22 protein-coding genes are annotated in these 21,771 nt (G+C 70.4%); 4 read left to right on the forward strand and 18 right to left on the reverse strand.

The window, feature by feature from the left end; all coding sequences use genetic code 11:
• Positions 1–68: 68 nt before the first annotated feature.
• From JYJ93_RS10220 to JYJ93_RS10235, 4 genes are all read right to left on the reverse strand, one after another.
• Entirely contained in the window at positions 69–1,346 is a 1,278-nt protein-coding gene (locus tag JYJ93_RS10220; RefSeq protein WP_206788785.1) for a DUF418 domain-containing protein, read from the reverse strand.
• Positions 1,347–1,416: 70 nt separating this feature from the next.
• Positions 1,417–2,709, reverse strand: a complete 1,293-nt coding sequence (locus JYJ93_RS10225; RefSeq protein WP_206788787.1) for a DUF418 domain-containing protein — start codon at positions 2,707–2,709, stop codon at positions 1,417–1,419.
• Between the two features lie 85 nt (positions 2,710–2,794).
• Complete coding sequence (locus tag JYJ93_RS10230; RefSeq protein ID WP_206788789.1) at positions 2,795–3,631, reverse strand: metallophosphoesterase; 837 nt, start codon at positions 3,629–3,631, stop codon at positions 2,795–2,797.
• A gap of 76 nt (positions 3,632–3,707) precedes the next feature.
• Complete coding sequence (locus JYJ93_RS10235; RefSeq protein WP_206788792.1) at positions 3,708–4,070, reverse strand: response regulator; 363 nt, start codon at positions 4,068–4,070, stop codon at positions 3,708–3,710.
• Positions 4,071–4,199: 129 nt separating this feature from the next.
• Between JYJ93_RS10235 and JYJ93_RS10240 the strand changes: the two genes are divergently transcribed.
• Positions 4,200–4,565, forward strand: a complete 366-nt coding sequence (locus JYJ93_RS10240) for a helix-turn-helix transcriptional regulator (RefSeq protein ID WP_014399416.1) — start codon at positions 4,200–4,202, stop codon at positions 4,563–4,565.
• Here the strand turns inward: JYJ93_RS10240 and JYJ93_RS10245 are convergent.
• Complete coding sequence (locus tag JYJ93_RS10245) at positions 4,549–5,754, reverse strand: DUF790 family protein (RefSeq protein ID WP_206788794.1); 1,206 nt, start codon at positions 5,752–5,754, stop codon at positions 4,549–4,551. The two genes, JYJ93_RS10240 and JYJ93_RS10245, sit on opposite strands and share 17 nt — an antisense overlap.
• Positions 5,741–7,099, reverse strand: a complete 1,359-nt coding sequence (locus tag JYJ93_RS10250) for a DEAD/DEAH box helicase family protein (RefSeq protein ID WP_269012807.1) — start codon at positions 7,097–7,099, stop codon at positions 5,741–5,743. The genes JYJ93_RS10245 and JYJ93_RS10250 overlap by 14 nt, the downstream gene beginning before the upstream one ends.
• Positions 7,100–7,318: 219 nt before the next feature.
• Here JYJ93_RS10250 and JYJ93_RS10255 point away from each other — a divergent pair, with 219 nt between their 5' ends.
• Positions 7,319–7,849, forward strand: a complete 531-nt coding sequence (locus tag JYJ93_RS10255) for a response regulator (protein ID WP_242543751.1) — start codon at positions 7,319–7,321, stop codon at positions 7,847–7,849.
• A 15-nt stretch (positions 7,850–7,864) separates the two neighbouring features.
• On the opposite strand, the gene JYJ93_RS10260 is transcribed toward JYJ93_RS10255, so the two are convergent.
• Both JYJ93_RS10260 and JYJ93_RS10265 read right to left on the reverse strand, forming a co-directional pair.
• The gene (locus tag JYJ93_RS10260; protein WP_206788796.1) at positions 7,865–8,470 is read right to left on the reverse strand and encodes an outer membrane beta-barrel protein; all 606 of its coding nucleotides are present in this window, start codon (positions 8,468–8,470) and stop codon (positions 7,865–7,867) included.
• Positions 8,467–9,555, reverse strand: a complete 1,089-nt coding sequence (locus JYJ93_RS10265) for a hypothetical protein (protein WP_206788798.1) — start codon at positions 9,553–9,555, stop codon at positions 8,467–8,469. The genes JYJ93_RS10260 and JYJ93_RS10265 overlap by 4 nt, the downstream gene beginning before the upstream one ends.
• Positions 9,556–10,898: 1,343 nt before the next feature.
• Here JYJ93_RS10265 and JYJ93_RS10270 point away from each other — a divergent pair.
• On the forward strand, positions 10,899–11,546 hold the full coding sequence (locus JYJ93_RS10270; protein WP_206788800.1) for a hypothetical protein: 648 nt from the start codon (positions 10,899–10,901) through the stop codon (positions 11,544–11,546).
• Here the strand turns inward: JYJ93_RS10270 and JYJ93_RS10275 are convergent, their stop codons facing one another.
• The 5 genes from JYJ93_RS10275 to JYJ93_RS10295 form a co-directional block, all read right to left on the reverse strand.
• Positions 11,547–12,521, reverse strand: a complete 975-nt coding sequence (locus JYJ93_RS10275) for a hydrolase (RefSeq protein WP_206788809.1) — start codon at positions 12,519–12,521, stop codon at positions 11,547–11,549.
• Positions 12,518–12,820: a zinc/iron-chelating domain-containing protein gene (locus JYJ93_RS10280; RefSeq protein WP_014399408.1), complete on the reverse strand. Its 303-nt coding sequence runs from the start codon at positions 12,818–12,820 to the stop codon at positions 12,518–12,520. The genes JYJ93_RS10275 and JYJ93_RS10280 overlap by 4 nt, the downstream gene beginning before the upstream one ends.
• A 24-nt stretch (positions 12,821–12,844) precedes the next feature.
• Complete coding sequence (locus JYJ93_RS10285; RefSeq protein ID WP_206788811.1) at positions 12,845–13,981, reverse strand: hypothetical protein; 1,137 nt, start codon at positions 13,979–13,981, stop codon at positions 12,845–12,847.
• 112 nt (positions 13,982–14,093) lie between these two features.
• Complete coding sequence (locus JYJ93_RS10290; RefSeq protein WP_206788813.1) at positions 14,094–15,050, reverse strand: GNAT family N-acetyltransferase; 957 nt, start codon at positions 15,048–15,050, stop codon at positions 14,094–14,096.
• A 43-nt stretch (positions 15,051–15,093) separates the two neighbouring features.
• Positions 15,094–15,768 (reverse strand): hypothetical protein, encoded by a 675-nt coding sequence (locus tag JYJ93_RS10295; protein ID WP_206788815.1) that lies wholly within the window; start codon positions 15,766–15,768, stop codon positions 15,094–15,096.
• 168 nt (positions 15,769–15,936) lie between these two features.
• On the opposite strand from JYJ93_RS10295, the gene JYJ93_RS10300 reads away from it, so the two are divergent.
• Positions 15,937–16,986, forward strand: coding sequence for a DUF481 domain-containing protein (locus tag JYJ93_RS10300; protein WP_206788817.1), 1,050 nt, complete (start codon positions 15,937–15,939; stop codon positions 16,984–16,986).
• A gap of 91 nt (positions 16,987–17,077) precedes the next feature.
• Here the strand turns inward: JYJ93_RS10300 and JYJ93_RS10305 are convergent, their stop codons facing one another.
• The 5 genes from JYJ93_RS10305 to JYJ93_RS10325 are packed head-to-tail and all read right to left on the reverse strand — an operon-like array spanning position 17,078 to position 21,762.
• Positions 17,078–17,518 carry a cytochrome C oxidase subunit IV family protein gene (locus tag JYJ93_RS10305; RefSeq protein WP_206788819.1) on the reverse strand — a complete coding sequence of 147 codons (441 nt, stop codon included), beginning with the start codon at positions 17,516–17,518 and terminating at the stop codon, positions 17,078–17,080.
• Between the two features lie 10 nt (positions 17,519–17,528).
• On the reverse strand, positions 17,529–18,191 hold the full coding sequence (locus JYJ93_RS10310) for a cytochrome c oxidase subunit 3 family protein (RefSeq protein ID WP_120622940.1): 663 nt from the start codon (positions 18,189–18,191) through the stop codon (positions 17,529–17,531).
• Positions 18,184–19,860 carry a cytochrome c oxidase subunit I gene (locus JYJ93_RS10315; RefSeq protein WP_206788821.1) on the reverse strand — a complete coding sequence of 559 codons (1,677 nt, stop codon included), beginning with the start codon at positions 19,858–19,860 and terminating at the stop codon, positions 18,184–18,186. Before JYJ93_RS10315 ends, JYJ93_RS10310 begins: the two co-directional genes overlap by 8 nt.
• Complete coding sequence (gene coxB / locus JYJ93_RS10320; protein WP_206788823.1) at positions 19,844–20,890, reverse strand: cytochrome c oxidase subunit II; 1,047 nt, start codon at positions 20,888–20,890, stop codon at positions 19,844–19,846. The genes JYJ93_RS10315 and coxB overlap by 17 nt, the downstream gene beginning before the upstream one ends.
• Positions 20,887–21,762 (reverse strand): SCO family protein, encoded by an 876-nt coding sequence (locus JYJ93_RS10325; RefSeq protein WP_206788825.1) that lies wholly within the window; start codon positions 21,760–21,762, stop codon positions 20,887–20,889. The genes coxB and JYJ93_RS10325 overlap by 4 nt, the downstream gene beginning before the upstream one ends.
• Positions 21,763–21,771 lie beyond the last annotated feature (9 nt).

A 21,771-nucleotide genomic window follows, 5' to 3' on the forward strand; every position in this document is an offset into this window, starting at 1 on the left:
GCTCCTGAAGACCCCGGGCTCCCGCTTCCTCGCGGGACCCGGGGTTCTTTTTTTGTCCCGCGCCGCCTTCAGTTCACCGCGTGCGCCGCGGTGGGGGCCACGCGCATGGGCTGGGCGCGGCCGTAGGTGAGCGAGCGCCACAGCCACTCCACCGGGCCGAAGCGGAACCTCGCCAGCCACCAGTGGCTGAGGGCCACCTGTCCCGCGAACAGGGCCAGGGTCAGCAGCAACGTGAGCGACGGCGGCGCCCTGCCCACCAGCCCCAGGCCCCAGCCGTCATACACGCACAGGCTCAGCACGGACTGCATGAGGTAGAGCGTCAGGGCCATGCGGCCCGCGGGCGTGAAGACGCCCAGCACCTTGCCCCAGCGCGCCTTCTGGAACAGCAGCGCGAAGGCCGCCGCGTAGCCCACGCCCAGGAAGAGGATGCCCACGTCCTTCAGGATGCGCATCCACACCAGCCACCCCGGCGCGCTCGTCGAGCCCCGGAGCGAGAGGTTGAGGGCCAGGATTCCGAGCCCGATGACGCCGCCCACCCCCAGCCCCCAGGCCGCCAGCTTCCGCAGCAGCGGCCGGTGACGCTCCACGTCCTGCAGGAGCCCCCGGCGCCCGGCCCACAGGCCCAGGAGGAAGCGGCCCAGGATGATGGACAGCAGCATGGGGCGGTTGGGGTTGGGCAGGCTGGCCAGGCCGTAGTCCACGTTGGCCTGCTGGGTGGTCACCACCGAGTCGCTGGACAGTCCGGCGAGGAACGCCGCGCGGCGCTCCGCCTCCGCCTCCCGCGTGGCCTTCTGGGCGCGCTCCGCCTCCGCCGCGCCGTCCAGCATCGCCGGGAGCACCCGCTGCCCGACGGAGAAGACGATGGGCACCACGAACAGGAGCAGCGCCGCCCAGACGAGCACCGTCTTCTCGGAGCACTGGCGGAACGACAGCAGCAGGAAGCCCACCAGCGCGTAGGTGGTGAGGATGTCGCCGAACCAGATGGCGAACATGTGCACCAGCCCGATGCCCAGCAGCACCAGCAGGCGGCGCCGGTACACCGGCACGATGGAGGTGCCCCGCCCCTCCGCGCGCGTCATCTGCAGCGCGAAGCCCAGGCCGAAGAGCAGGGTGAAGAGGGTGACGAACTTCTGCTCGACGAGCAGCGCGAAGAGCGAATTGACCGTGAGCTCCAGCGGCGGCGCGGCCAGCGTCAGGGCCTGTTCCTTCGGCAGGAGCAGCCGGCCGTTGAACCAGTTCAGGCTGTTGGAGATGAAGACGCCCAGGAGCGCGAAGCCGCGCAGGGCGTCCAGGGCGTGGACGCGCTGCGCGCTGTCAATGGGACCGGCGGGGGGGGACTCGGACATGCCGGGCACTACATGCTGGCGCCCTTGGCAGCGTCAAATCACGCGCCCCGCTTGATACACCGATACATTTTCAGTGCGCCGGGCGCGCCTCGCTGGCGGGGGCCACGCGCATGGGCTGGGCGCGGCCGTAGGTGAGCGAGCGCCACAGCCACTCCACCGGACCGAAGCGGAACCTCGCCAGCCACCAGTGGCTGAAGGCCACCTGCGCCGCGAAGACCCCCAGGCACAGGAGCACCGTGCGCGAGGGCGGCGTCCTGGCCACCAGCCCCAGGCCCCAGCCGTCATACAGCCAGAGGCTGATGACCGACTGCATGAGGTAGAGCGTCAGGGCCATGCGGCCCGCGGGCGTGAGCACGCCCAGCACCTTCCTCCAGCGCGCCTTCTGGAAGAGCAGCGCGAAGGCCGCCGCGTAGCCGCAGCCCATGAAGAGGTAGCCCACCTCCCGCAGGGTGCGCATGCCCACCATCCACGCGGGAGGGGTGACCTGCGCGCCGGGGACGCCCTGTTTCCTCAGGTAGAGCACCAACGACAGGGTGGCGATGGCGCTGCCCACGCCCAGCCCCCACGCCATCACCCGGACGAGCAGCCCGCGGTGGCGCTCCACGTCCTCCAGCAGCTTCTTGCGGCCCATCCACAGGCCCAGGAGGAAGCGGCCTAGGATGATGCTCAGCCAGATGGGGCGTCCCGGGTTGGGCAGGTTCTGCCAGGCGTAGAGGGCGTTGGCCTTCTGTGACGTGAGCACGGACTCGCTGGACAGGCCGGTGAGGAACTCCGTGCGGTGCGCGGCGTCCTCCTCGCGCGTGGCCCTGGCGGCGGCTTCCGCGGCCTCTTGGCCGTGCAGCAGCTCCGGGCCGAAGCGCTGCGCGACGGACAGCGTGAGCGGCAGGACGACGAAGAGCACCGCCACCCAGGTGAGCACCGTCCGGTCCGAGCGCTGGCGGAACAACAGCAGCACGAAGCCCACCAGCGCGTAGGTGCTGAGGATGTCGCCCACCCAGATGGCGAACATGTGGACCAACCCGATGCCCAGCAGTGCGAGCAGCCGGCGCCGGTACACCGGCACGATGGACGTGCCCCGCCCCTCCGCGCGCGTCATCTGGAGCGCGAAGCCCAGGCCGAAGAGCAGGGAGAAGAGGGTGACGAACTTCTGGTCCACGAAGAAGGCGTAGAGCTGGCGGACCACCGTCTCCAGCAGGGGCGCGGCCAGCGCCTGGGACTGCTCCTGCGGCAGGAGCTGCCGGCCGCTGAACCAGCTCAGGCTGTTGGAGACGAAGACGCCCAGCAGCGCGAAGCCGCGCAGGGCGTCCAGCAGGTGCACGCGCTCGGAGAGTTCGACAGGGCCAGCGGTGGAGGGCTCGGGCATGGCGCGCGACTACACGCCCGCGGGCCGCACACCGTCAAACGCACGGCGGGGTGACGCGGCCCGCACCGGGCGATGACTCACGCCGTCACGGCTGGGGGACGGGCTGGGGACCGGGGAGCACCTCGCGCAGGCAGCGCTCCAGGCCGCCCCGGTGACGCCACTGCATGGGGTAGCCCAGGGAGACCTCCTCGAAGCGCACGCCGTCTCGCCACAGCGTGGAGGGCATGTGCAGGTGCCCTGTCACCACCACCTCCGCGCGGTAGCGCGTGTGCCAGTCCTCGGTGAGGCGCGTGCCGCACCAGATGGAGAAGCGCGGGATGCGCGGCAGCCGCACGTGCTCGTAGCGCAGCGGGTAGTGGTTGATGAGGATGGTGGAGCACTCCGGCGGCAGCCGCTCCAGCCGCGCGCGGGTGCGCTCCACGCGCGCGTGACACCAGGCCTGACGGGTGGGGTAGGGCTCCGGATGCAGGAGCACCTCGTCCGTGCACATCAGGTCGTCCTCCCAGGCCCACTCCAGCGCCTTGTCCGCGGGCACGGTGTCCGGGCGGAAGGTGTAGTCGTAGCCCAGGAACATGGGGACGATGACGCGGGGCGGGCCTTCTCCGGGCCAGCGCGGGTACGGGTCCTCCGGCGTGAGCGCGCCGTAGCGGTGGCACAGGTCCACCATGCGCAGGTAGCGCGCCTCGCCCTTCAGCGGAGGCTGCTCGGAGGGCATGGTCCACAGCTCGTGGTTGCCCGGCACCCAGACGACCTGGCGGAAGCGCGCGGTGAGCGTGCGCAGCATCAGCTCCATGTCCGCGAGCGTTTCGCCCACGTCACCGCCGACGATGAGCCAGTCCTCCGGACGCGGCGCGAGTGCCGCCAGCGCCTCGTGGTTTTCCTTGTGCCGCAGGTGCAGGTCGCTGATGGCGTAGAGCTTCATGGTGTGCGCGCGGGAGGCACTACCTTAACGCTCCCCGCCGCGCACGCCATGGGAACGCCCGGCCGGCAGCCCGCCGTCAGCTCAACGACTCCAGGAGCGCCAGCACCTGCTGCGGCGGCGCGGCGCGGTCCATCCAGGTGATGCCCTTCTCCCGCAGCCCGCGGGACGGGGGATGCGTGGTGTGCAGCGCGCACGCGGCGCGCGGATGCCGGGCGCGCACGCACGTGAGCAGGCACAGCCCGTCACCATCCGGCAGGCCCTGGCCGCACACCACCACGGACGGCGCCGCTTCCCCCATCAGCCGCTCCGCTTCGCGCACGCCCAGGGCGAAGCGCTTGTCTCCGGGCAGATACCGGGAGAGCCGCCGCAGCGCGGCCAGCGCACGCGGATCCGCGTCCACGAAGAGGAAGCTGGGAGAGGGGTCGGAGGTCTCTCGCATGAAGGCGGTGGGTGGTGCGGACGGGCTTGACGCAAGAGGTTGTGTCGCGAAAAGCCTACCCCGGAAGTTCTTGGAAGCCAACCTCTCAAGTCATATCGACATGGGCGAACCCGGTAGGTTAACGACCCCATGGAAAAGACCCTCGCATCCCGGCTCGGAGGCGCGGCTCGCGTCGCCCGCACCCGCCTGAACCTGACCCAGGCGGACGTGGCGGAACGCATCGGCATCGCCAGTGAGGTCTACGGGCGCCTGGAGCGCGGCCACATGCTGCCCAGCATCCAGACCTTCCGCCGGTTGTGCGTGGTGCTGTCCATCTCCGCGGACGAGGCGCTGGGGCTCAAGCCGTCCCAGGACGTGAAGTGGGCCGCGGAGCCTCCGTCCGACTACGGCGAGTCCGCGGAGTTGCGCCGGCTCCTGCGCCGCGCGAAGCAACTGGACCGGGGCTCCGTGCGCATCCTCAGCGTGCTGGCCTCGCAGTTCAAACCCCGGAGCTGAAGCCACCCAGGCGCTCGCGCAGCTTGCGGACGGAGGGGAAGCCGTTGAAGAGCACCACCTGCGGGTGATCCTCCAGCGCCTGCCGCTCCGCGGTCTCCTTCGCCAGCGCGCGGTCCACGCCCAGGAGCAGTCCTGTGTCCGGACGCGCGCGCAGCTCCGCCAGCCGGCGTGACAGCGGCGCCGCGTGCCACGGGTGGAAGAGCTCCAGCGCGACCTCCTGCCCCGTCGTCCGGTGGCGGAAGGTGAGGTCGGGCACGCACAGGCCGGCGGCGCCGGTGTGGCGGGGCAGGGGCGTCAGGTCCAGCTCCCAGGCGGCATCCTCGAAGCCCTCCGCCAGCGCGGCCACCTCCGGCGGCACGTGACCCAGCGCGGCGGGCAGCGGGGACACCAGCGGATCCTCATGGGAGAGCTGGAGCGTGGAGCGCTTGCGCGCGTCCTCCAGCACCGCGGAGAGCTCCCAGCGCTCCAGGACGGGGACCACGGAGAGGAAGCTCGCGAGCTGCAAGCCGTACTTCTTCTGCAGGGCCAGCATGGCGCCGGGGCCCTCCACCTCCAGGGACCAGTCCTCGCCGTCGCGGCGCACCTCCGCGACCAGCCGGCAGAACTTCAACCACCGCAAGAGCTTGCGCACGCGCAACAGCTCCGGCGACCGCGCGCGCAGGGTGAGGCGCCGGGCGTTGAGCAGCGGCCCCTGCGCGAGCGCCAGGTTGTAGCGGTCCAGCAGCCCCTGCGGCGTGAGCGCTTCTCCGTCCCACCCGAGCAGCTTCCGGTTGCCGGGCAGGTCCGAGTAGAGCGCCTCGCGCGTGTCCGCCAGCGGCGCGTCCAGGGCCTCCGTGAGGCGCGCTTCGTAGGCCTCCAGCGTGGTGTCTGGAGGAAGGGTCCGCAGCACCTTCGCGGCCACGAGCAGCGTGCGCCATCTCGCCTCCGAGGCGCCCTCGCCGGCCTCGTCGAAGAGGAGCCGGTCGAGCAGCAGCTTCACCAACCCGCGCGCGACCTTGGGGCGGCTGAACGCGCCGGCCTTGAGGCTGAAGGCCTCCTCCACGTCGTCGCGGCTCTGGCCCCGGAAGGCCTCCGCGTCCGCGAGCAGCTCCTTCGCGAGCGCCTGGAGGGACGGGTCGTGCGTCTTCACGAACGACGGACGCAGGATGCCTTCGCGAACGCGCGAGGCGAGCAGCTCACGTGTCAGCATTCCGCGGGCCCTCCGGCTCCTGGTAGGCGCGGTGCTGCCGGCGTCTCTCGCTGATGCCGCTCTCCGCCGTCTGCGCGGAGCACACCTCGTACAGGAGGGCGCGCTTGCCGGGGCGCTTTCGCAGGATGCGGCCCAGGCGCTGGACGTGTTCGCGCACGCTGCCGCTGCCGCTGAGCACCACGCCCACGCGCGCCTCCGGCACGTCCACGCCTTCATTGAGCACCCGCGAGGTGAGCAGCACCGGCAGCTCCGCGCTGGCGAACGCGGCCAGCAGCGCCTTGCGCTCCGGCAGCGGCGTGTGGTGCGTGAGCGCGGGCAGGAGCAGCTTGCGCGCCAGCGTGTAGACCGTCTCGTTGTCGTCCGTGAAGACGATGACGCGGTCCTCGCGGTGCTCCAGCAATATCTTCCAGAGCGCGTCCAGCTTGCCGCTGGAGGTGAGCGCGATGCGGCGCTGCTCCCGATAGCCCCGGTACGCCGCGCGTCCCTCGTCGCTGCGCTGGCTCTGCGCCAGGAAGCGCGCCCAGCCCTCGGGTGACGCGAGCGGCACGCCCAGCTTGCGCACGAACGTGAGGTAGCGGCCCCGCGCCTCGTCGTAGCGCGCCTTCTCGTCAGGGGTGAGCGGCACCTCGATGCGGCGGACTTCATAGGGGGCCAGGTACTGGCCCTGGAGCTCATCGATGCCGGTGCGGTGCACCAGCGGGCCCAGGAGTTCCTCGCACACGCGCTCGCCGCCGTCCGCGCGCTCCAGCGTCGCCGTGAGCCCCAGCCGGTAGGGTGCGAGCGTCCCCTCCGCGATGAAGCGGTAGCTGGGCGCGGGCAGGTGGTGGCACTCGTCGCAGATGAGCAGGCCGAAGCGGTTGCCCGTGAACTCCATCTGCATCGCCGCCGAGTCGTACGTCGTCACGGTGAGCGTCTGACGGTCGTTGACGCCGCCGCCCACCATGCCCACCGGGGTGGCGAAGTGCTTCGCCAGCACGCCCTGCCACTGCGCCATCAAATCCAGCGTGGGCACCACCACCAACGTGGGCCGCTTCACCCAGGCGATGGCCAGCACCGCCAGCAGTGTCTTGCCCGCGCCGGTGGGCAGCTCCACCAGCCCCCGGCCTCCCGCGCGCGTCCAGGCGTCCAGCGCCGCGCGCTGATGCGGAAACGGCTCGATGGGCACCGCGAGGGGCAACTCCGCCGGCTCGAAGCGCTTCGCGCGGTCCTCGTAGGGCAGCCCGCATTCGCGCAGGCGCAGCACGACGTCGCGGTAGTGCCGCGCGGGCGCGCGGAAGACGCCCGTGCGCCCGTCCTTCTGGAAGAGCGCGTGCAGCCGCTCGTCGTCCGGCAGCGTCGGCGCCACCAGCGTGCCGCTGTCGTAGTGCAGCTCGGTAAGGGGGGAGGACTGGGGCTCGATGGCGGACGCTCGGGACTTCGGGGAGCCGACGTGGGGGGAGGCTCGCGCGGGATGGGAAGTAGCGGGTTGGACGGCGCTCCGCCACTCTGGCCCGCACGGCCGGAAGAAGCCATGGGCGCGGACGATTGGCCGCCTGGCGGTACGGCGGGCGCACCTGGACGCGGGATGGATTGCTTCGAGGGGGCCCCGGGCGTTACCTGCTCACCTCATGTCCTGGACCTGCCCCGCCGCTGCTCGCTGTGTTCCGCCCGTCGGCTGGAGGCCCGTGTCCTTCCGGGCATCACGCTGATGCGGGTCCTGGTCGTCAGCCCGCATGCGGCGTCTCGCGCGCTGCTCAGCCGCTTCCTGGACGCGGAGCCGGACGTGGAGGTGTCCGCCACGGGCGAGCCCGATGACGCCTTCGCCTCCATCAAGGAGAACAAGCCCGCGCTGGTGGTGGTGGACCTGCGCCGCCCGGACGAGGACCACCCGCTGTTCCTGGGGCTCTTGCGCAAGCGGCACCCGTCGCTGCCGGTCATCTCGCTGGTGCCCGGCCGGCTGCGCATCTTCGACGGCCGCTCCGAACGCGTGCGCGAAGCCCACGGCGACACCGCGGAGGCGCTGCATCACCTGATGGGCTCGGTGCTCCAGGCCACGCGCGACCTGCTGGCCCAGCACCTGCTGCGGATGTTGCGCCCGCCGGTGGGGCGGGCCTGAGCGGGCTCGCGGCGATTACAGCCGCAGCCGGTAGCCCAGGGCCGCGAGCACCGCGCCCGCGTTCACGTCGCCGGTGGTGAGGAAGCCCACCGTGGAGAAGTGGTACTTCGCCTCCAGGAAGACGCCGCCCGGCCCCAGCGGCAGCTCCGCGCCCGCGAGCGCCTGGAAGCCCAGCCCGCCGCTGCTCTCCGACGCGGTGCTGTCGAACGACTCCACCGTCGCGCGGTGCAGGTACAGGCCGGGGCCCGCGCCCACGTAGGGCGTGAGCGGCCCGAGCGCGCGGGGGAAGCGGAACACGGCGGACAACTGGATGGCCACCTCGCGCTCGGCGAGCGTGTACGGCGCTTCGATGGGCTGGCCCAGGTTGTCCAACTGGGGCCCGCGCAGCGTCCCCGACGTGGAGGGCCGGTGGTAGTTCACCTCCAGCACCAGCGCGAGGCGCCGCTGGAGGAGGGGCGTGAGGTAGCCCACCTCGCCGCCCAGGAAGAGGTCGCCGCCGAGCGACGTGACGGGCTTGATGAAGCCCACCTTGGGCGCGATGAAGAGGGGGCCTCCGTTGTCCTTCTTGGAGGAGGGGGCGGCGGCCAGCGCCGCGGCCGCGAGCAGGGCGAGGGCGTTCATGGGGAGACGGTGAAGCCGGAGGACGCGGGGAGGGTTCCGTAGGCACCGCTGGGGTCCGCGACGATGAACCCGTAGGTGCCGGGCACGATGCCGCCGGGACACGCCGGATCCGTGACGGGCCGCGAGTCGAAGCCCGAGCAGCCGGGCACGGTGGCGCGGAGCTGCGACGCGGAGAGGTACTTCACGTCGTACAGCGGGATGTTCACCGGCTGGCCGGGGTCCGTCTTCACGGGCGCGACGAGGTACACGTCGTGGGTGCCGGGCGTGAAGGGCTTCGCCGCGCCGGACGCGGTGTTGGTGAGGGTGATGACCGTGTCGCTCTTGGAGGGGCCGCTCGCGGGCGACACGGAGAGGTTGCCCAGCCGCGGATAGGTGATGGTGAGCGCCTGGGGCCGGGTGACGGAGCAGCCCTCGGGGTTGGTGAGGGTGAGGGCGTAGGTGCCCTCCGGCGTCGCGGGGGGCACTTCGGTTTCGATGCGCGTGTCGGAGACGACGGTGAGGGTGAAGAGGGGCTGGTCCTCTTCGCCCTGGCGCTGGAGGACGATGAGCGGCAGCGCGTCCGAGCGGAAGCCGCTGCCTTCGATGATGAGGGGGCTGGCGGCGTTGTAGCGGAAGCCCTCGGGCGCGGTGAGGTTCGTGATGTCCGGCGGCGGCACGACGCGCAGGGCGTCCTCGAGCTCGGAGGTGCCGCCGAGGGGGTTCGTCACGGCGACGGTATAGGTGCCGGGCGGGAGTGTGTTCGACGGCGTGCTGTCGCGGGTGGGCAGGTCCATCCGCATGAGCTCGGTGCGCGCGAAGAAGAGGTGGTCCTCGGGGAGCGTGTAGTCGGCGGGGCCGCGCAGCGAGACCTGGGGCAGCGCCACGGACGGCGAGTCGGTGAGCGCGTCGCGAGGCACGGGGGTGAAGCGGCTGCCGATGAGCTCCAGGCGCCATCCCTTCGCGTCGCCACCGGCGTTGCAGACGCGCGCGGGGGTGATGAGCCGCTGCCGCGGATTGATGAGGCCCTCGAGCTTCGGGGTGGTGCCTTCGGTCGATTCGGAGCAAGCGACCAGGCTGAGCAGTGCGGCGGCGACCGGAAGGCGCACGGGTTCCTCCATCATCCCGTCAACAAGGCTGTCACACGTTAGGCCGGGGCCCCGGAGGGTCAGGAGTTTTTTCCGGCTCCGAGCCCACAGCCCGGACTGCCCTGCGGGGTGGGATGACTCAAGACCTGGATATCACAGGGGAATATACCGTGAAGGAGCGTCGGCACGGCGAATGCTTAGGCACCCCGGCAGCAGGAACGGGCAGCACGGTGGGGGGGACGGAGTCGGTGGGGGGGAAGCCGCACTGCTTCGGGGGGAACAGGGCGGGACGGGGCAGCACGCAGGACGGGGCAGCACGCAGGACGGGGTAGGGCGGGTCGGGGCAGCAAAGGCAGCACGGGGCAGGACGGGCGGGTCGGGGCAGCACGCAGGACGGGGTAGGGCGGGTCGGGGCAGCAAAGGCAGGACGGGGTAGGGCGGGTCGGGGCAGCAAAGGCAGGACGGGGTAGGGCGGGTCGGGGCAGCAAGGGCAGGACGGGGCAGCACGGTGGAACGGGGCAGGACGGGCGGGTCGGGGCAGCAAAGGCGGTACGGGGCAGCACGGGGCAGCAAAGGCAGGACGGGGTTGGGCGGGTTGGGGCAGCACGGGGCAGGACGGGCGGGTCGGGGCGGCACGCAGGACGGGGTAGGGCGGGTCGGGGCAGCAAAGGCGGTACGGGGTTGGGCGGGACGGGGCGGCACGCAGGACGGGGTAGGGCGGGTCGGGGCAGCAAAGGCGGTACGGGGTTGGGCGGGACGGGGCAGCACGCAGGACGGGGTAGGGCGGGTCGGGGCAGCAAAGGCAGTACGGGGTTGGGCGGGACGGGGCAGCAAAGGCGGTACGGGGTAGGGCGGGTCGGGGCAGCAAAGGCAGCACGGGGCAGGACGGGCGGGTCGGGGCAGCACGCAGCACGGTGGAACGGGGCAGGACGGGCGGGTCGGGGCAGCACGCAGCACGGTGGATCAGGGGCAGTGCGCATCACCTCGCATCGCGTGGCACCGGGGGGCAGCAGGTCGCGCGGTCGAGCAAGGCAGCAGGCAGGTCGCAGGACGGGGCTGGGCGGCGGGACGGAGCAGTGCGCAGTTTGGGGGAGTCCGGCAAAGACAGTCGCGGTCGCCGGATGGGAGACGTGAAGGGCCGTGAATCAAAGACGTGGCGGTGCGAGAGCTTCGCGATCCAGCCGGAGGCGGCATCGAGGCGACGCGACAGTCAGCACCGGACGTGTGGCAGTGGCGGGAGTGGTGTGGCGGGTCGGGGGGAGCAACACGCAGCCGGGTCTCGGAGAGTGGGTGCTCCCAGGGGCCGGCGTACCTCGCAAATCTCATCGCGCGTGGCCGCGATGTCTGGAACGGGGAGAAGCCTCATGGGAGCGGTGTCCATCGTCACCGCGGCGGTAGCGGTCCTGGCGGCCCACACGGCCATTGCCCAGAGCGCACCGCAGGTGCAGTTGCCGCAGGCTCAGGCACAGCAGGGCGAAGGCCGGCGCCGCATGAATGATCCGGAGCGGCTGGCGCCCTTCGGTCTGATGCTCGACGCGGGCATGCCCGAAGGCGCGGGACTCTCCGGCGTCCTCCGGCCCTCGCAGCACCTGCGAATCCACCTCGGTGGCGCGCACAACGGTCTGCGAGGCGCCCTGCGCGCGGGCCTCACGCTGCTCCCTCTCAAGGGCAAGGTCTCTCCCTCGTTCTCATGGGAGTTCGGACACGCGCAGGCCGCGAGCACGAAGACGCTGAACCGGAGGCTCGCGGATCGCACGCAGCTGCCCACGTCCTCCATGGAGCGCGTGGGCTACACGTACATCAGCACGCACGTGGGCCTGGAGTTCAACGCCACCCGCCGCCTCAGCTTCTTCGTGCGCGGCGGCATGAGCTTCATGGAGATGGACGTCCCCAGCCTCCAGAAGCTGGACGAGCCCTTCCGCGACTCGCTGTCTCCCGTGGAGACGCAGTCGTGGATGATGCGCAAGGTTCAGCCGTCCGGAAAACTCGGCCTCACCTTCTTCTTCGGCTGATCAGCCGGCGAGCACCCGCTCGAAGAACGTGAGCGCCTGCGCCTCCGCCCAGAAGTAGGGACGGAGCACGCTGCCCGCGACGAAGCCCACGTGGCCGCCCTGCTCGGTCAGCACCACGCTGAGGAGCGGGTTGTCCCGCGCGGAAGGCGGAATCACCGGCGCCTCCAGCATCGGATCATCCGCAGAGCTCAAGAGCAGCGTGGGCCGGCGGATGTCCGCGAGCCTGGGCCCCGAGGACGCCTCCCGGTAGTAGTGCTCCGCGTCCCGGAAGCCATGCAGCGGCCCGGTGACCACGTCGTCGTAGCCCCGGATGGTGCGCGCCGCCTCCATGCGGGTCCCGTCGAACGCGCCCGGGAAGCGCTGCAACTTCGCGCGGGCCTTGCTCTTGAGCGTGCGCAGGAACCGCTCGCGGTAGAGCCAGTGGTAGCCGCTGCCGCCATCCAGCTTGCGGCAGCACGCGTCCAGGTCGTACGGCGCGCTGATGGACGCGGCGGCCACGACCGGCGCCTGATCGCCCGTCTCCTCCAGCAGCCGGCACAGCACGTTGGCGCCCAGGGAGAAGCCCACCGCGAGCATCGGTCCGGTGATGCGCTCGCGCACGTCCGCCATCACCAGCAGCGTGTCCGCCGTGTCCCCGGAGTGGTACGCCCGGGCCAGCCGGTTCGGCTCCCCGCTGCACGAGCGGAAGTTGATCGCCGTGGCGCCCCAGCCGCGCTTCGCCGCGCCCCGCAGCACCTCCGTGACGTAGCCCGCCTGCGAGGACCCCTCCAGGCCGTGCAGCACCACCACGTGCGGCGCGCCCTTGGGCCCGTCGAAGGTGTCCAGGTCGACGAAGTCCCCGTCCGGCAGGTCCTTCCGCTCCCGGCGCAGCGGCGGCACGCGCGTGGGGCGCACGAGCGACGCGTAGATGGTCTGCGCGTGCGCGCCGCGAATGCCTGGCGCGGGGACGAACGGCTCGGTGGGTTGGAAGGTCACTTCCGCTCCCGGAGGGCGCGCGCCATCCGCATGGAGGCGCAGCCGGATTCGCGCACGGCCTCCGCCTCCGCGGTGAGCTGGAACAGCGCCAGGTAGTTGTTCACGCGTTCCTCCAGCGTGGGGGCCTCGATGCGGCGGCACACCTCATCCGCCGCGTAGTCCCGGCACACCTGGGGCCTCCGCTCGTACACGGTGCACAGGTTGTCCGCGCCCAGGTGCGGGCACCGCAGCCCCAGCGGCTTGTCCAGCGCGGCGATGTCCGGCGCCACGCAGCAGGCGCCACAGCAGGTGCACTCCATGAGACTCCTCGAGCGGTGCTGCTCTCAGCGGCGGACGGCCTGCTCCACCTTGCCCAGGTTCGTCACGGTGAGCGTGACGCCCTGGCCCTTCTTCCACGCGACGAACTCGTCCTCGCGCGTGGGCTTCACCTCGTGCTGCTTCACGCCGTCGTCGTCGTAGCGCACGAGCACGGTGTAGTCCTCCTCGCGCCGCAACCGCTCGTTCGGCCCGGCGGTGAGCTCCGGCCAGCGCGGCGGCCCCTCCGTGCCCTTGAGCTCGCGCGTGTCCACCGGCTTCCACACGTACGTGTCGTAGGCGCACTGCTGCGCGTAGACGGGCTCGTTGCGGTAGCGCGTCTCCGTGTCGCAGTCCTCGTAGGACTCGTTGCAGTACTTCGTCACGTCGTGGCAGACCTCCTCGGCGAAGCCGTTGCCCTTGTCGCGACGGGTGCACTTCTCCTCGGTGCCGCAGGCCACCTTGCGCGTCTTCGTCCGGCAAACGCGCTGGGTGCCGTCCGCCACCCGGCGGGTGCCGCGCTGGCGGGAAGCGCAGTCGCGGATGTTCGTCACGCCCGCGACCTCGCCCGCGCCGTTCACCGGCATGCGCGGCGAGGTGGTGCTCAGCTCGTCCCGCCAGCCCGTGCGCGTCTCCGGGACGAAGCGCTCTTGCACCAGGGCGCGGCGCCAGTTCGTGGCCACCACCTCGCCCTTGATTTCATGCTTCATGTTGCCCCAGATGCCCACCGCGCAGGTGCCCAGGCAGCACGAGCTCAAGACGCCCACGATGATGAGCGCCACCTTCCCGAAGCGGGGCTTGGGCGCGGGCTTCGGCGGCACCTTGGGGCCCAGGTCCGCGAGCGGCGCGGCCTTCGCATCCGAGCCCCGTTCGGCGGAGCACTGGCGGCAGCGCTTGCCGTCGCCCCGGTTGGCCGCGCCGCAGTAAGCGCAGAACCAGTCCTCGCCAGCGCCGGCCATGTCCAGGGCCTGTTCGTCGGTGACGCCCTCGCGGGTGGACTTGCCGGAGGCCGCGTCCACGTCACCGAAGTCGAACTCGGACTCCTTGCCGGTGAGCTCCCGCGGGTTGTTGCAGGAGGGGCAGTTCTTGTGACGGGCAGGGATGTTCTTGGCGCCGCAGGACGTGCAGTTCCAGGAGCCCTCGATGATGCGCCTTCGCTCGGCCATGGGGCGCATCCTAGGGGACCTGTCGCCGCCTGACACATCCGGGTTGGGGCGGGTGCCTCCGTTCCCACCAGGCCGGCGGTGGGAAGCCAGACCGCCGCCCTGGCCGCGAAGCTCACACCCACAGGGCGCGAGGGAAGGGGACCTCCGGCGCTGGAGGCAGCCCCGGGCGCAGAGGCCGCAGCATGGGCAGCGACCCGTCCCGCTCCACGCGGACCGCGCCGGGGACTCCGCCGAGCAGTGGCGCCGTCGTGGGCTCCTCCCACCACACCACGCGCTCGAGTCCCGCATGGTGTGCCACGCGGCGCGCCTCCGTGAGCAGTGCTTCCGCCGCGGAGGCGTCCCGCGCGTCCAGCATCAGCACCACCAACTGGCCGTAGCGCGCGTTCATCGTCCACAGCGCGGTGGACTCACCCACCACCGCGCCGCACGTCCGCGGCCGGGGCCGCGCGAGCAGGTCCGCGTAGATGCGCTCCCGCTCCAGGTGCCAGTCCACCTGCGCGGCGCCAGGCCACAGGAAGAAGGGCACGTCCGGCCGGCGCATCCGCGCGAGCGCCCCCGCCACGTCCGTCTCCTGGAGCCCCCCATCCACGGGCCGTCCCCCCGGCGCATCCGCCGCGTCCAGGTGCCAGTCCCACGCGGGCACCTCCACGTAGCCCGACCGGCGATACAGCGGCGCCCCGACGTCGGAGAACAGGACCACCGAGTGCGGCCGCGGCGCCACCCGCTCCAGCTCCGCGGCGACGGCGTCCATCATCCGCGTGGCGTGTCCCCGGCCGCGCAGGTGCTCCTCCGTGTACACGCTGGCGATGGCGTAGCTGTCCCCCTGCGTCAGCTGTCCGTCCGCGCCCCGCAGGAAGCTGTCCGTGTGGAAGGTCTCGCACGACGCCAGCACCTGGCCGTCATCCGCCAGCCACAGCCACGTGTTCATGCCTTCGCGGCTCCACGGGTGCGCGCGCAGCCGCGCTTCGCGCTCCTGGTACTGCGGCACGCTCAGGGGCGAACCCCACGCGGCATGGGTGACGGCATCGCGCTGCGCCTTCTGCGCGTCGGTGGCGAGGACGAGGGACATGGTGCCGGGCACGCTAGCCACGGGCGCCGCCCTCGCGCGAGCCCTACAGCGTCGTGGTGTATGGGAACCGGAAATGCAGCTGCAGGTACGCCTGCCCCACGTGGAAGATGCCGTCCCCCAGTGAGTCCGGCAGCCCCAGCCCGCCCAGCTCCTGCGGCACGTAGAACGTGGACTCCCAGCCCACGCTGACGAGGAAGCTCTTCGCCAACTGGAACTCCAGGTCCGCGCCCAGGCTCGCCCCGGGCCGCAGGAAGTGCGTGTCCGGCAGCGTGTCGGAGAAGATGTACGCGTACGTCAACACCAGCCCCACGCCCAGCTTGAAGCGCACCGGACTGGACGACAGCGGCACCCCCAGCCCCAGCGGCTTGAACGTCACGCCGTACATCCCCGTGTCGCGGTACTTCGGCGAGATGATGAACGAGTCCGGGATGAAGATGGACGGCGAGATCCGGATCTCGTCCATCTGCTTCGCCTGCTTCCGGTAGCGCGCGGGAATCGCGCGCTGGTTCTTGCGCAGCCACTCCTTGTCCAGCACCGCGTCCACCGACAGCTTCAGCCCCGTGTGCAGGAGCTGGTCGTCCGCGATGGGGCCGGAGAACACGAACACCGCCGGCCCCACGCCCACGTCCACCGGAACGGTGACCTTCTGTGCCGCGAGGGCGACGGCGGGCCAGGACGACAGCGCGAACAGCAGCGGAAGCAGGGGAGTGGGCCTCAAGGGCGGGTCCTCACGTACCGGGTCCAGGAAGGGACCGCATTTCGAGCCTAGAAGGTGAAGACGCTCCCTGTCCCACGGCGCTAAGAAGTTCGCGCCGGAAAGGGAGCCGGCCCTTCCACGCTCCCTTGCAGGTCCGCTGCCGCACCTGCCTCACCCCAAGGAACCTCGATGCTCCCCGTTGCGCTGCTGCTCGCCTCGTCACTGCAATCCCAGACGCCGCCGGCCCCGCGTCCCGCCGCCCCGCCGCCCCCGTCCGCCGTCCGCGCTCCGGCGCCGCCCGCCCCGCCCGCCCTCCCCGAGGACGCCCCCGCCGCCGAGCGCGCGGCCGCCGCCGCCGAGCGCGCCGCCCTCGCCGCGGAGCGCGCCGCCGAGGCCAGCGCCCGGCTCGCCGAGGCCATCGAGAAGCTGGCCGAGGTGACCGCGCGCGGGCCCATCGCCCCGCCTCCCGCGCCCGTCCCCGAGGCCGCCGCCGCGACCGCCCCCGCGAAGCCCAGCACCTGGGACGTCAGCGTGGGCCTGAGCCTCATCTCCCTCACCGGCAACGCGTCCACGCTGACCGTCAGCGGCCTGGCCAGCGCGCTGCGCAAGACGGAAAAGTGGATCTACTCCGTGAAGGCCTACGGCGCGTACGGCCGCAGCCGCCCGCCCGAGGTGGAAGGGGAGGTGGAGTCCCTGTCCCAGGTGGTGGCCCTCAACGCCGGCGTCGAGCTGCGTGGGGACCGCCGCTTCACGCAGGAGATCAGCGGCTACCTGCTGGCCGGCGCGGACACGGACCACATCAAGAGCATCGAGGCGCGGCCCTACGGTGAAGCCGGTGCCGGCATCCTCTGGTTCGACACCAAGAAGGACACGAAGACCGGCACGAACGAGGCCATCCTGCGCACCGACTTCGCCTTCCGCTACGCGCGCGAACTGCGCTTCCAGTACTACCCGACGCGCGTGGACCTGGCCGACGTGGACCTGGGCGGCCCGCGCTTCGGCGCCATGTTCCGCTACGGCCTCTCCAAGGACATCACCTTCCAGGAGGACGCGGAGATCCTGGTCAGCGTCATCTCCGACTCGCGCGTCCTCTTCAGCAGCCAGACGCAAGTGATGGCGAGCCTCACGGACGCGCTGGCCCTGGGCGTGGGCTTCCTCGTGAAGTCCGACAGCGCTCCGCCCCCGGGCAAGGTGTCCACCGACACGGCGCTCTCCTTCAACCTGACCGTCGCCCTGTAGTCCGGTAGCCCCGCCCGCCAAAAGCGACGCGGCGCCAGGGAAGAATCCCGGGCGCCGCGTTCGTGCTTCAGGGGACCGCGAGGGACGCGGGCTACTCGTGCGTCTCGTGGTTCTGCTTCTGCAGCTGCTGGTGGCCACCCGTGCGGCCTTCCACCGGGTTCGCGCCGATGTCCACCGCCTGCAGGTCGCTGTACTGCGACCCCGGCGGGTTGGCCAGACGGAAGCGGGTGCCGAGGTCCATCAGCGAGAAGCCGATGAGCAGCACCACGAACAGGATGGACACGCCGAACACCAGGCGGTTGGCGCCCTGGTGCTCCGACAGGTGCATGAAGTACAGCGCCACCAGCGTGCCCTTCACGCTGGCGATGATGAGCGCGAGCACCAGACCGAAGTCAGGCAGGTGCATGCGGCCGGTGAAAACGGTGACGAGCGTCAGCACGAGCAGGGCAATCCAGATGACCACGTAGCGCCCGGCGCCGTGGTGCTCCTGCATGTTGTGCTCTTCCTGACGCGATTCGTTGGCGATGGCCATGTCGTAACCCTCAGACCAGGTACAGCATCGGGAAGAGGAAGATCCACACCAGGTCGACGAGGTGCCAGTACATGGAGCCCAGCTCGACCTGCGTGTAGTTGTTCGCGTTGAAGTCCCCGACGCGGTACGCGCGCACCGTGGCGAACGCCAGCACCGTCATGCCGATGACGACGTGCAGCGCGTGCAGCGCCGTGGAGGCGAAGTACACGGTGAAGTACAGCGGCGCGCCCGGCAGCTGGATGCCTTCGTAGAAGTAGTAGCGGCCCGGCAGCGTCCCGATGTGGAACTTGTGCTTGTACTCGAAGAACTTGATGACGAGGAAGCCCACCGCCATCAGGAGGGTGAGCACGTTCATGTGCCCCACCATCGCGTTCTTCCCCTCCTTGGCGTAGTGCACCGCCATGGCGGCGGTGAACGAGGAGGTGATGAGCACCACCGTGTTGATGGTGCCCATCGTCAGGTCCAGGCTGCGGCTGGCCGCCGCCCACGCTTCCGGGAACAGGAAGCGGTAGGCCGCGTAGCACGCGAACAGACCCGCGAAGAGCAGGATTTCCGTGGCGAGGAACAGCCACATGCCCAACCGCGCCGCGTGCTTCTGGACCTCCAGCGACGCGAAGTGGGCAGCCAGCTTGGGACCGGGCACCGAGCCCGGCGTCACGTGAGCGCTAGACATCCGACACCTCGCCCTCGGCCTTCTTCGGATCCACGTAGAAGTGTGGCTCTTCAGGGTAGGTCGGCTGGGGCCCGATGAAGTTGTGCGTGGGCGGCGGGGAGTGGGTCAGCCACTCGTAGCCCTTGCTGTTCCACGGGTTGTCCACGCGCTCGCCGTAGATGAGCGCGTAGGTCAGGTAGATGGCGATGATGATGAAGCCGAACGCGAGCAGCGACGCACCGGCGGTGGACGCCACGTTCAGCGCCTGGAAGCGCTCCGGGTACTCGTAGTAGCGGCGCGGCATGCCCGCGTTGCCCACGAGGAACTGGGGGATGAACGTCGCGTTGAAGCCCAGGATGATGAGGGCCGCGGAAACCAGGCCCCACCCCTCGTGGTACATCTTCCCGAACATCTTCGGGAACCAGTAGTGGAGCGCGGCCAGGAAGGCCATGATCGTCGCGCCCACCATGATGAAGTGGAAGTGCGCCACGACGAAGTAGGTGTCGTGCCACGCCACGTCCAGCGACACCGTCGCCACCGCGATGCCCGTCATGCCGCCGAACACGGTGAAGAACAGGAAGCCGCAGAAGTAGGCGAACGGGGTGCTGAACTCCACCGCGCCCTTGTAGACCGTGCCCACCCAGTTGAAGACCTTGATGGCCGTGAACACGCCCACCAGCATCGACAGCACGCCGAACACGCCGGCGTTGAAGGTCGACTGGCCGGACACGAACATGTGGTGGCCCCAGGCGAAGAAGCCCACGAACGCGATGCCCACGCTGGAGTACGCCACCGCGCGGTAGCCGAAGATGTTCTTGCGGCTGAACGTGGAGACGACCTCGCTCATCACGCCAAACGCCGGCAGCACCATGATGTACACGGCCGGGTGGCTGTAGAACCAGAACAGGTGCTGGAAGAGCACCGGGTCACCGCCGCGGGCCACGTCGAACATGCCCAGGCTGAACAGGTTCTCCGCCGTCACCAGCAGGAGCAGCAGGCCAATCACCGGCGTCGCCAGCACCTGGATGCAGCTGGTGGCGTAGAGCGCCCACACCATCAGCGGCATCTTGAACCAGGTGATGCCCGGCGCGCGCATGGTGTGCGTGGTGACGATGAAGTTCATGCCCGTGAGGATGGAGCTGAACCCGATGATGAACGCGCCGAAGAGGACCGGCGCCACCGTGGTCGTCGTGTGCGCGCTGTACGGCGTGTAGAAGGTCCAGCCGGTGTCCAGGCCGCCGTTGAGCATGCCCCAGAGCGCGAAGCCCGCGCCCGCCAGGTACACGTAGAGCGACAGCAGGTTCAGCCGGGGGAAGGCCACGTCCTTGGCGCCCAGCATCAAGGGCAGCATGAAGTTGCCGAAGATGCCCGGGATGGCGGGGATCATGAACAGGAAGATCATGACCACGCCATGCAGCGTGAAGACGCGGTTGTACGTCATCGCGTCCATGATGGTCGGGCCCGGCGTGAGCAGCTCGATCCGGATGAGCAGCGCGAAGATGCCGCCCACCAGGAAGAAGAGCAGGATCCACGCCATGTACATGATGCCGATGCGCTTGTGGTCCACCGTCAGCAGCCACGACTTCACCGTGGTGCCGTCCGTCAGGTAGCTCGGGTGGTGGCCGTGGTCGTCGTGCGCCTCATGGCCGGGGACGGCCCCCGGCGCGGCGATGCTACTGGATGGGGTCATAGGCGGGGCCCTCGGAAGCGGTCTCGCGCACGTTCGCGGTGCGCAGCGTCTTGATGTACTCGACGATGGCGGCCGACTCGGGGCCCTGCAGCTTGCCCTGGTAGGTCGGCATCACGTTCTGGTAGCCGGCGACGATGTGCGCGCCCGGGTCCATCATCGACTGGGTGATGTAGGCTTCATCCACGCGGATGCTCTGGCCATCGTCGAGCTTCTCTTCACGCTCGTACATGCCCAGGAAGGTGGGGCCGATGTGCTTCGAGCCGTCCACCGAGTGGCACTTGAGGCAGCCCTGCGTGCCCACCAGCTTCTGGCCCTGCTCGGCCATGCGGGCGACGGGCGGCACGAGCGACGTGTCCGCCAGCGCGTCCTGCCGGTCCTGCAGGCGGCCACGCTGCTGCTCCTTCAGCCAGTTCTCGTAGTCCTCCGGCGAGAGCACGACGACCTCCGCCAGCATCTTCGAGTGCGACAGGCCGCAGTACTCGGTGCAGAGCACCTGGTACGTGCCGGGCTTCGTCGCCTCGAACCAGGCCTGCGTGTAGCGGCCCGGCAGCGCGTCCATCTTGATGCGGAAGGACGGGACGTAGAAGGAGTGGATGACGTCGCGGGACGTGATGAGCAGGCGCACCGGGCGGTTGGCCGGCACGTGCAGCACGTTCACGCCGTTGGGGCCCTCCGGGTAGGAGAACTTCCACATCCACTGCTTGCCCATGACGTAGACATCCATCGAGTCCTTGGGCGGAGTGGTGTACCAGGTGAAGTCCCGGAACCCGATGGCGAACCACGCCAGGAAGAACACCAGCGGGACGGAGACGAAGAGGAACTCCGTCTTCAGGTCCGGCACCACGTATTCCGTGTGCTGGTGGGTCTCCCGCCGGCGGTAGCGGAAGAACATGAAGAGCGCCGCGAGGCCGACGCCCGCGGACATCACCATCGTCGTACCGACGACGAAGTAGTGCAGGAAGTCGACCCGTTCCGCGAACGTGGACGCGCGCTCCGGGAGGAACAGGAATTGGTTGGCCAGGTCGCTCATGTAGTCGCGCCTTTCTTCAGCTCGCGCCTCCAGAAATAGATCAGCATCGTGGCCAGGGCGCCGAAGACAGCCAGGGAGCCCAGGCGGATGAACCCGAAGATGTAGAAACCGTACCGCCGCGTGGCGGTGTCATACTTGAAACAGGACATGACGATGCGATCGACGCTCGTCCCGACCCGACCGCCCGCTGCTTCCAGCAGCGAAAGCTTCACGTCCTTGCGGTCGAACGACGTGCCGTAGAGGTAGCGGGAGATGCTCCCCTCCGGCGTGAGCACGGTGACCACCGCGGGGTGGGCGTACTGCTTCGTGCTCGGTTCATACGTGTACTTGAAGCCCACGGCGTCGGCGAGCTTGTGGATGTTCTCGTCGGTGCCGGTGAGGAAGTGCCACGGAGCCGTCTCCGGCTTGCCCATGGACTGGAGGTACTTGCGCCGCCGCTCCGCGCTCTGCGCCGGGGTGTCCTTGGGGTCGATGCTGACGGTGACGGCCTCGTAGTCCTTGCCCAGCTCCAGGCCCAGCTCGCGCATCACGCGGACCTGCTCGTTGATGACGAGGTTACAGAGCATGGGGCACTCGTAATAGACGAGCGTGAGCAGGGTGGGGCGCGTCTTGGACAGCAGCGTGCCCAGCCGGACCTCTTCCCCGGTGGAGTCCAGGAAGCGGGTCTCCAGGGGGAGCGGCTCCCCCAGGTGTTCCTCCACGTCCACCCCCGTCACCGGCGGGGGCAGGTCGGAGTCCGCCTCCACGATGGCGCGGGGCGTCTTGCCTCCGCCCGGCAGGGCGAACGCGGGCGTGGCGCTGGTGAGCACCAGCGCGAGCGCCGCGAGGAGCCCGGCGGCGCGGGCGGAGCAGAGCGGGAGAAGGGACGGCATGGCGGGGGA

This window comes from Corallococcus sp. NCSPR001, from assembly GCF_017309135.1.
Taxonomy (GTDB): Bacteria; Myxococcota; Myxococcia; order Myxococcales; family Myxococcaceae; genus Corallococcus.

What these genes read in the sequence shown, in the direction of transcription:
- JYJ93_RS10270 (WP_206788800.1), top strand. Translation starts at nt 10,899, where the DNA reads ATGGGAGCGGTGTCCATCGTCACCGCGGCGGTAGCGGTCCTGGCGGCC.
- JYJ93_RS10290 (WP_206788813.1), bottom strand. Translation starts at nt 15,050, where the DNA reads ATGTCCCTCGTCCTCGCCACCGACGCGCAGAAGGCGCAGCGCGATGCC.
- JYJ93_RS10225 (WP_206788787.1), bottom strand. Translation starts at nt 2,709, where the DNA reads ATGCCCGAGCCCTCCACCGCTGGCCCTGTCGAACTCTCCGAGCGCGTG.
- JYJ93_RS10255 (WP_242543751.1), top strand. Translation starts at nt 7,319, where the DNA reads ATGGATTGCTTCGAGGGGGCCCCGGGCGTTACCTGCTCACCTCATGTC.
- JYJ93_RS10310 (WP_120622940.1), bottom strand. Translation starts at nt 18,191, where the DNA reads ATGTCTAGCGCTCACGTGACGCCGGGCTCGGTGCCCGGTCCCAAGCTG.
- JYJ93_RS10260 (WP_206788796.1), bottom strand. Translation starts at nt 8,470, where the DNA reads ATGAACGCCCTCGCCCTGCTCGCGGCCGCGGCGCTGGCCGCCGCCCCC.
- JYJ93_RS10305 (WP_206788819.1), bottom strand. Translation starts at nt 17,518, where the DNA reads ATGGCCATCGCCAACGAATCGCGTCAGGAAGAGCACAACATGCAGGAG.
- JYJ93_RS10220 (WP_206788785.1), bottom strand. Translation starts at nt 1,346, where the DNA reads ATGTCCGAGTCCCCCCCCGCCGGTCCCATTGACAGCGCGCAGCGCGTC.
- JYJ93_RS10280 (WP_014399408.1), bottom strand. Translation starts at nt 12,820, where the DNA reads ATGGAGTGCACCTGCTGTGGCGCCTGCTGCGTGGCGCCGGACATCGCC.
- JYJ93_RS10285 (WP_206788811.1), bottom strand. Translation starts at nt 13,981, where the DNA reads ATGGCCGAGCGAAGGCGCATCATCGAGGGCTCCTGGAACTGCACGTCC.
- JYJ93_RS10300 (WP_206788817.1), top strand. Translation starts at nt 15,937, where the DNA reads ATGCTCCCCGTTGCGCTGCTGCTCGCCTCGTCACTGCAATCCCAGACG.
- JYJ93_RS10230 (WP_206788789.1), bottom strand. Translation starts at nt 3,631, where the DNA reads ATGAAGCTCTACGCCATCAGCGACCTGCACCTGCGGCACAAGGAAAAC.
- coxB (WP_206788823.1), bottom strand. Translation starts at nt 20,890, where the DNA reads ATGAGCGACCTGGCCAACCAATTCCTGTTCCTCCCGGAGCGCGCGTCC.
- JYJ93_RS10315 (WP_206788821.1), bottom strand. Translation starts at nt 19,860, where the DNA reads ATGACCCCATCCAGTAGCATCGCCGCGCCGGGGGCCGTCCCCGGCCAT.
- JYJ93_RS10235 (WP_206788792.1), bottom strand. Translation starts at nt 4,070, where the DNA reads ATGCGAGAGACCTCCGACCCCTCTCCCAGCTTCCTCTTCGTGGACGCG.
- JYJ93_RS10325 (WP_206788825.1), bottom strand. Translation starts at nt 21,762, where the DNA reads ATGCCGTCCCTTCTCCCGCTCTGCTCCGCCCGCGCCGCCGGGCTCCTC.
- JYJ93_RS10240 (WP_014399416.1), top strand. Translation starts at nt 4,200, where the DNA reads ATGGAAAAGACCCTCGCATCCCGGCTCGGAGGCGCGGCTCGCGTCGCC.
- JYJ93_RS10245 (WP_206788794.1), bottom strand. Translation starts at nt 5,754, where the DNA reads ATGCTGACACGTGAGCTGCTCGCCTCGCGCGTTCGCGAAGGCATCCTG.